We start from the raw sequence: 7,264 nt of genomic DNA, 5'->3' as shown, positions 1-7,264 counted from the left end.
ACCTGCGCATCACCGACCGGCTCAAGGACATGTACATCTGCGGCGGTTTCAACGTCTACCCCGCCGAGGTCGAGCAGGTGCTCGCCCGGCTGGACGGGGTGGCCGACGCCGCGGTGATCGGGGTTCCCGACGAGCGCCTCGGCGAGGTCGGGCGCGCATTCCTGGTGACCCGGCCCGGCGCCGGGCTCGACGAGGAATCGGTGATCGCCTACAGCCGCGCACATCTGGCGAACTTCAAGGCCCCACGATCGGTGCGGTTCGTCGACGCGCTGCCGCGCAACGCGGGGGGCAAGGTGGTCAAATCACAACTGCGGGAGCTGGCCTGATGGATCTGGACCTGGACGAACAGACACTGGCCTTCCAGGCCGAGGTGCGGGAATTCCTGTCGGACAACGCCGATTCCATCCCGACGAAGTCCTACGACAACGCCGAAGGCTTCGCCCAGCACCGGCGTTGGGACCGGGTGCTTTTCGATGCCGGCCTGTCGGTGATCACCTGGCCGCAGCAGTACGGGGGCCGCGACGCGCCACTGCTGCACTGGGTGGTGTTCGAGGAGGAGTACTTCCGCGCCGGGGCGCCCGGCCGGGCCAGCGCCAACGGCACCTCGATGCTGGCCCCGACGCTGTTCGCGCACGGAACCTCTGAGCAGCTCGACCGCATACTGCCGAAAATGGCCAGCGGCGAACAGATCTGGGCGCAGGCCTGGTCGGAACCCGAATCCGGGAGCGATCTGGCGTCGTTGCGCTCAACCGCGACCCGCACCGACGGCGGCTGGCTGCTGAACGGGCAGAAGATCTGGAGCTCGCGGGCACCATTCGCCGAGATGGGATTCGGGCTGTTCCGGTCCGACCCCGCAGCCGAGCGGCACCACGGACTGACGTACTTCATGTTCGACCTCAAGGCCAACGGCGTCACCGTGCGCCCGATCGCCCAGCTCGGAGGCGACACCGGCTTCGGCGAGATCTTCCTCGACGACGTCTTCGTGCCCGACGCCGACGTGATCGGCACCCCGAACGACGGCTGGCGCGCGGCGATGAGCACCACCAGCAACGAACGCGGGATGTCGCTGCGCAGCCCGGCGCGCTTCGTGGCGGCGGCCGAGCGGTTGGTGCGGCTCTGGCGGGATCGCGGGTCCCCGCCCGCGTTCGCCGACCGGGTCGCCGACGCGTGGATCGACGCGCAGGCCTACCGGCTACAGACGTTCGGCACGGTGACGCGGCTGGCCGCCGGCGGCGAGCTCGGCGCGGAATCCTCGGTGACCAAGGTGTTCTGGTCCGACCTCGACGTGGCCCTACACCAGACCGCGCTCGACCTGCTGGCGGCCGACGGCGAGCTCGCCGGCCCCTGGACCGACGGGCTGCTGTTCGCGCTGGGCGGCCCGATCTACGCCGGCACCAACGAGATCCAGCGCAACATCATCTCCGAGCGGCTGCTGGGCCTGCCCCGGGAGAAGTCTGGGGGCAGGAAGTGAAATTCGCGCTCGACGATCAACAGCGGGACTTCGCGGCCAGCATCGACGCGGCGCTCGGCGCGGCGGACCTGCCCGGCGCGGTGCGGGCGTGGTCCGCCGGTGACTTCGCGCCCGGGCGCAAGGTGTGGCAGCGGCTGGCCGACCTCGGCGTCACCGCGCTGGCCGTGCCGGAACGGTTCGACGGCGTGGGCGCCCACCCGGTGGACCTGGTGGTCGCGCTCGAACGCCTCGGACGCTGGTGCGTTCCCGGGCCGGTGGCCGAATCCATCGCCGTCGCACCGGTTTTACTCGCAAACGACGAACGCTGTGCCGCCCTCGCATCGGGTGAGCTGATCGCCACCGTGGCGCTGCCGCCGCACGCCCCGCGGGCAGTCGATGCCGACGCGGCCGGGCTGGTGCTGCTGGCCAGCGCCAACGGCGTCAGCGAAGCCGAGGCGGGCGAGCGCCACGAGTCCGTCGATCCCAGCCGGCACCTTCACGAGGTGACGGCGACAGGCGCGGTCTGGCAGGCAGACGTCGCGCGGGCCTGCGAGTTCGGGGCGCTGGCCACCGCCGCACAGCTGGTCGGTGCCGCCGAGGCGCTGCTGCAGGCCGCCGTCGACTACGCCAAGCAGCGGGCCCAGTTCGGCAGGGTGATCGGGTCCTATCAGGCGATCAAGCACAAGCTCGCCGACGTGCACATCGCGGTCGAACTGGCCCGCCCGCTGGTGTACGGCGCGGCCTTGTCGCTGGAGCCCCGCGACGTCAGCGCGGCCAAAGCCGCCGCCGCCGAGGCGGGCCTGCTGGCGGCGCGCTCGGCGCTGCAGACCCACGGCGCCATCGGGTTCACGCAGGAGCACGACCTGTCGTTGTGGCTGCTGCGCGTGCAGGCGCTGCGATCGGCATGGGGGGACCCCCAGGCGCACCGACGGCGAGTGCTGGAGGCCCTCAGTGAGTGAAGAACGCGAAATGCTGCGCCAGAGCGTCGCCGCCCTGGTGGCCAAGCATGCCGGCCCGGCCGCGGTGCGCGCGGCGATGGAGTCCGAGCGCGGGTACGACGAGTCGCTGTGGCGGCTGCTGTGCGAGCAGGTGGGTGCCGCCGCCTTGGTGATACCCGAGGAGTTGGGCGGTGCCGGCGGTGAATTGGCCGATGCGGCAGCGGTGTTACAGGAGCTGGGGCGGGCGCTGGTGCCCTCGCCGCTGCTGGGCACCACCCTGGCCGAGCTGGCGCTGCTGGCCGCGCCCGAACCGGACACCGACACCCTCGAACGCCTCGCCGCGGGCGACTCGATCGGAGCGGTGGCATTCGACGCCGACTACGTGGTCAACGGCGACATCGCCGACGTCGTGGTGGCCGCGGTCGACGGGCAGCTGAGCCGGTGGACGCGATTCACCGCCCAGCCCGTCGCCACCATGGACCCCACCCGCCGGCTGGCCCGGATCCGGCCCGACCAGACCGAGGGCATCGGCCCCGACCCCGGCCTCGCTGACAGCGCGGCCGTGCTGCTGGCGGCCGAGCAGGTCGGCGCGGCCGAGCGCTGCCTGGAACTCACCGTCGACTACGCCAAGAACCGGGTGCAGTTCGGCCGGCCGATCGGCAGCTTCCAGGCTCTCAAACATCGCATGGCCGACCTGTACGTCGCCGTCTCCGCGGCGAAGGCCGTGGTGTCCGAAGCGTGCGCCGACCCCACGCCCACCAACGCCGCCACCGCACGGCTGGCCGCCACCGACGCGCTGCAAGCCGTGGCCGCCGAGGGAATCCAGCTGCACGGCGGCATCGCCATCACCTGGGAACACGACATGCACCTGTATTTCAAACGCGCGCACGGCAGCGCGCACCTGCTCGCTTCGACGCGAGAGTTGCTGCGCCGACTGGAATCCGAGGTGCTGACGACCTCGTGAACGGTCACGTCTCGCTGCGCGCCGGCATCCCGCCGTTCTATGTGATGGACGTGTGGCTGGCCGCCGCCGAGCGCCAGCGCAGCCACGGCGACCTGGTGAACCTCTCGGCGGGTCAGCCCAGCGTGGGCGCTCCCGAGCCGGTGCGCGCGGCCGCGGCCGCCGCCCTGCACCTCAACCAGCTCGGCTACACCGTGGCGTTGGGCGTGCCCGAGCTGCGCGCCGCGATCGCCGCGGACTACCGGCGCCGGCACGGGATCGACGTCGAGCCCGACGCGGTCGTCGTCACCACCGGCTCCTCGGGCGGGTTTCTGCTCGCCTTCCTGTCGTGCTTCGACGTGGGCGACCGGGTGGCGCTGGCCAGTCCCGGTTATCCGTGCTACCGAAACATACTGTCCGCGTTGGGTTGTGAGGTGGTGGACATCGCCTGCGGACCGCAGACCCGCTTCCAGCCCACCGCACAGATGCTCGCCGAGCTCGACCCGCCGGTGCAGGGCGTGATCGTGGCGAGCCCGGCCAACCCGACCGGGACGGTCCTCCCGCCGGACGAACTGGCCGCCATCGCTTCCTGGTGCGAGGCCTCCGGGGCCCGGCTGATCAGCGACGAAGTCTACCACGGCCTGGTCTACGATGGGGCGCCGCAGACCAGCTGCGCGTGGCAGACATCGCGAGATGCCTTGGTGGTCAACAGCTTTTCCAAATACTTCGCGATGACGGGCTGGCGGCTCGGCTGGTTGCTGGTGCCGACCGAGCTGCGCCGCGCGGTGGACTGCCTCACCGGCAACTTCACGATCTGCCCGCCGGTGCTGTCCCAGCTCGCCGCGGTCGCCGCGTTCACCCCCGAGGCGATTGCCGAGGCCGACGGCCACCTGCGGCAGTACGCGGTCAACCGGTCGCTGCTGCTCGACGGACTGCGCCGGATCGGTCTCGACCGGCTGGCGCCCACCGACGGTGCGTTCTACGTCTACGCCGACGTCTCGGACTTCACCGCGGACTCGCTCGGGTTCTGCTCGGAGCTGTTGGCCGACACCGGCGTTGCGATCGCTCCCGGCATCGACTTCGACACCGCGCGCGGCAATTCGTTCGTCCGGCTGTCGTTCGCCGGACCCTCGAGCGACATAGAAGAGGCGCTGCGGCGCATGGGCCCCTGGCTAGCCGCGCGCTAGCCGCCGAGGAGCGTGTCGAGCCTCCGTCGAGATCGACGTTTTGCAGGGAAAGTTCGAGAAGGGCACTGCAGAAGGTCGATCTCGCGCACCGACGCGTCCGTGCCCGCTGTCAGCCGCCGAGGAGCCTGTCGATGCGCGCCTGAAGCGCGGCGCGCTCGCCCACGTGGATGCCGAACCGGTCGCCCAGGGCGTCGACGACGGCGGCCGCGTCGGGCAGGAGGCGTTTCTCGCTGCCGTCGGCCCGGTGCCAGGTGAGCTCGCGGCCGGCCAGGTTGACCCGGCCGTCGTCGGTGACCAGTGCGGCCATCAGGCCGGTCACGAAGATCGACGACGGGTGCGTCGAGACGAACCAGCTGCCCACCTGCAGGTCGACATCCGGCTCGGTCCGCGTGGTGAACTCGTAGAGCGGTTGCCATTCGCCGCGCACCATGGCCTGCAACAACAGCCCGTCGCCGCGGTCCTCCAGCCGGTAGGGCTCGTGCGTGGTCTGCTGGACGCTGCCGGTCTCGATGCGCAGGGGCGAGGGCGGCGTGAGGCCGCCGAAGCCGACATCGACCAGATAGGCCCCGCGGGCACCGGGGAACCGCACCGCCAGCAGGGTGTGCGTCCGCGTCGGGAAGGGCGCATCGGGCGGGCGCATCCAGAGCACCCGGGCGCCCAGGCGCCGCACCCGGAAGCCGAGTTCGGCCAGCACGTATCCCATCAGCCCGTTCTGCTCGTAGCAGTAGCCGCCCCGCCGCCGGCGGACCAGCTTGTCGTAGAGGGACGCCGCGCTCAGGTCGTCGACGGGCACCCCCAGCAACGGGTCGAGGTTCTCGAACGGAATCGCCCTCGCGTGGGCCGACACCAGCTCCTGCAGCACCTGCAGGCCCGGCTCGGCGGGGCCGCAATAGCCGACGCGGGCGAAATACCCGTTCAGATCCAGAGTCATACAGCCATTCTGCTGCCGGTCCCGGCCGCCGCGCGCCCGCGGAGCCGCTTCGACAGGTCATACCCGCGGGGGTATTATCGCGAACATGCCTGACGTCGACCTCTACCTGGATCCGGTGTGCCCGTTCTCCTGGGTCACCTCGCGCTGGCTGCTCGATGCCGCGCACGCCACCCACACACCGGTCACCCTGCGCCAGATGAGCCTGGCCGTTCTCAACGAGGGCAAGGAACTCGAGGGCAAGCAAAAGCGCATGATGGAACGGTCACGACGGCTGGGGCGCCTGTTCGCCGCGGTCGTCGGCAAGCACGGACAGGACGCGTTCGCGCGCCTCTACGACTCGCTGGGCGCCCAGATCCATGTGCGCGAGGACGAGCTGACCGGCGGCGAGATCAGGGAGATACTGGCCAAGTGCGGACTTCAGGAATCGCTCGCCGACGCGCTCGACGACAGCGGTTTCGACGCGGACGTCAAACGTAGCCACCAAGCCGCCCAGGACACACTCGGCGGCTCCGCCGGCAGCCCGATCATCGTGGTGGACGGCCGCGGGTTCCACGGCCCGGTCATGACACGGATCCCCGGCAACGAGGACGGCGTCCGCCTGCTCGAAGCGGTGCTCATCGCCGCGCAGACACCCGAATTCGCAACACTGCAACGGCCCGTGCAGGGGCCGCCGACGCTCGAGGAGGAGCCCCGCTGATGTGTCACCCCGTCAAATGCCGCACCTGCGGGAAAACGACATGGTCCGGGTGCGGAGCGCACGTGGAGCAGGTCCGCCGGACCGTGCCGGCGGCGCAGTGGTGCCCGGGCCATCCCAAGGAGCCCGGGCAACGCTGGTGGCAGCGCGGCCGGAGCTGACCGGAACATGCGGCGAGCGGCCCCCTCCGACGACCGCCCGCCGCATGTCGTCGCCGGGTTTTCGCGGCTTTTCGGGGGCTATTTGACCTGCTGAGCGGAGGCGTGCTGAACCGGGTCCTGGTCCAGGGTGAAGCCCCAGGAGCTGTTGGACTCGGCGTGCTCGAAGCCCTCGCGGGTTCCCCCGCCGTTGCTGCCCGACTCGCCGAACGTGCCGGAGTCGGCGACGTAGGCGTGCCCCAGCTTCTCGTCGCCGGGCAGCTTTCCGGGCGGGAAGTTGTCCTCGATGGCCGACAGCGCGGCCTCGAACATCTTCTGGTGGGCGATCTCGCGGGTCATCAGGAAGTTCAGCGTGTCCTTGGCGCCGCTGTCGTCGGTGAGCTTGATCAGCCGCTCGTAGACGATCTTCGCCCGCGCCTCCGCGGCGATGTCGGAGCGCAGATCGGTGGCCGGCGAGCCGAGGGTGTCGATGTATGCGGCGGTGAATGGCGCCCCCTGCGAATCGGTGAGCCGCGGCCCGCCCCCGCCCAGCACGTTCGCCCCGCTGTTGAGCGCGACGGTCGCGGAATCGGGCATCTTGCCGTCCAGCAGCTCACCGAGGTAGGTGCCCTCGACCTGGTCGACCAGCTCCGAGGGCGAACCCTTCAGCAGCATCGAAAGCATCTGGGCCACCATCTCGAGGTGCGAGAGCTCCTCGGTGGCGATGTCGAGCAGCATGCTGCGCCGCGGTCCGTGCGGCTCGTTCCAGCCCTGCAGGAAGTAGCGCATCGCCGCCGCGAGCTCCCCGTTGGGGCCGCCGAACTGTTCCAGCAGGAGCTTGGCGAACGCCGGGTCCGGGTCGTCGACCCGGACGGTGTACATCATCTTCGTGTTGTGCAGAAACATCGAGCACTCCTCAACAGCTCAGCGGAGACGGGTGGGTCCGATAGCCCGTGGGCTGTGAGGGCAGTACCCGATGTGGGGCGC

The 7,264-nt window shown here is 70.6% G+C and carries 8 protein-coding genes; 6 read left to right on the top strand and 2 right to left on the bottom strand.

Annotated elements, in window-relative coordinates; translation table 11 throughout:
• From AC2VOR_RS05865 to AC2VOR_RS05845, 5 genes are all read left to right on the top strand, one after another.
• Window positions 1-326 (top strand): AMP-binding enzyme (locus AC2VOR_RS05865; protein WP_486963362.1); only part of this gene is annotated, 326 nt, incomplete at its 5' end.
• A complete protein-coding gene (locus AC2VOR_RS05860) occupies window positions 326-1,471 on the top strand; it encodes an acyl-CoA dehydrogenase family protein (protein ID WP_369736729.1) in 1,146 nt (381 codons plus the stop codon). The genes AC2VOR_RS05865 and AC2VOR_RS05860, both read left to right, overlap by 1 nt.
• Window positions 1,468-2,409: an acyl-CoA dehydrogenase family protein gene (locus AC2VOR_RS05855; protein WP_369736728.1), complete on the top strand. Its 942-nt coding sequence runs from the start codon at window positions 1,468-1,470 to the stop codon at window positions 2,407-2,409. The genes AC2VOR_RS05860 and AC2VOR_RS05855 overlap by 4 nt, the downstream gene beginning before the upstream one ends.
• 10 nt (window positions 2,410-2,419) lie before the next feature.
• Window positions 2,420-3,352 (top strand): acyl-CoA dehydrogenase IpdE2, encoded by a 933-nt coding sequence (ipdE2, locus tag AC2VOR_RS05850; protein WP_486963365.1) that lies wholly within the window; start codon window positions 2,420-2,422, stop codon window positions 3,350-3,352.
• A 44-nt stretch (window positions 3,353-3,396) separates the two neighbouring features.
• Window positions 3,397-4,515: a pyridoxal phosphate-dependent aminotransferase gene (locus AC2VOR_RS05845; RefSeq protein ID WP_486963364.1), complete on the top strand. Its 1,119-nt coding sequence runs from the start codon at window positions 3,397-3,399 to the stop codon at window positions 4,513-4,515.
• A 109-nt stretch (window positions 4,516-4,624) separates the two neighbouring features.
• Here the strand turns inward: AC2VOR_RS05845 and AC2VOR_RS05840 are convergent, their stop codons facing one another.
• The gene (locus AC2VOR_RS05840) at window positions 4,625-5,446 is read right to left on the bottom strand and encodes an arylamine N-acetyltransferase family protein (RefSeq protein ID WP_369736727.1); all 822 of its coding nucleotides are present in this window, start codon (window positions 5,444-5,446) and stop codon (window positions 4,625-4,627) included.
• 85 nt (window positions 5,447-5,531) lie between these two features.
• Here AC2VOR_RS05840 and AC2VOR_RS05835 point away from each other — a divergent pair, with 85 nt between their 5' ends.
• Window positions 5,532-6,143, top strand: a complete 612-nt coding sequence (locus tag AC2VOR_RS05835) for a mycothiol-dependent nitroreductase Rv2466c family protein (RefSeq protein WP_486963361.1) — start codon at window positions 5,532-5,534, stop codon at window positions 6,141-6,143.
• A 236-nt stretch (window positions 6,144-6,379) separates the two neighbouring features.
• On the opposite strand, the gene AC2VOR_RS05830 is transcribed toward AC2VOR_RS05835, so the two are convergent.
• Window positions 6,380-7,183 carry a manganese catalase family protein gene (locus AC2VOR_RS05830; protein WP_369736725.1) on the bottom strand — a complete coding sequence of 268 codons (804 nt, stop codon included), beginning with the start codon at window positions 7,181-7,183 and terminating at the stop codon, window positions 6,380-6,382.
• Window positions 7,184-7,264 lie beyond the last annotated feature (81 nt).

Source organism: Mycobacterium sp. TH-M103 (genome assembly GCF_057473785.1).
The sequence above is the reverse complement of the archived record's forward strand: the minus strand, read 5'-3'. Positions and strand labels throughout refer to the sequence as shown.

Coding starts and splice junctions, on each gene's coding strand:
- AC2VOR_RS05835 (WP_486963361.1), top strand. CDS start 5,532: ATGCCTGACGTCGACCTCTACCTGGATCCGGTGTGCCCGTTCTCCTGG.
- AC2VOR_RS05830 (WP_369736725.1), bottom strand. CDS start 7,183: ATGTTTCTGCACAACACGAAGATGATGTACACCGTCCGGGTCGACGAC.
- ipdE2 (WP_486963365.1), top strand. CDS start 2,420: ATGCTGCGCCAGAGCGTCGCCGCCCTGGTGGCCAAGCATGCCGGCCCG.
- AC2VOR_RS05840 (WP_369736727.1), bottom strand. CDS start 5,446: ATGACTCTGGATCTGAACGGGTATTTCGCCCGCGTCGGCTATTGCGGC.
- AC2VOR_RS05860 (WP_369736729.1), top strand. CDS start 326: ATGGATCTGGACCTGGACGAACAGACACTGGCCTTCCAGGCCGAGGTG.
- AC2VOR_RS05845 (WP_486963364.1), top strand. CDS start 3,397: ATGGACGTGTGGCTGGCCGCCGCCGAGCGCCAGCGCAGCCACGGCGAC.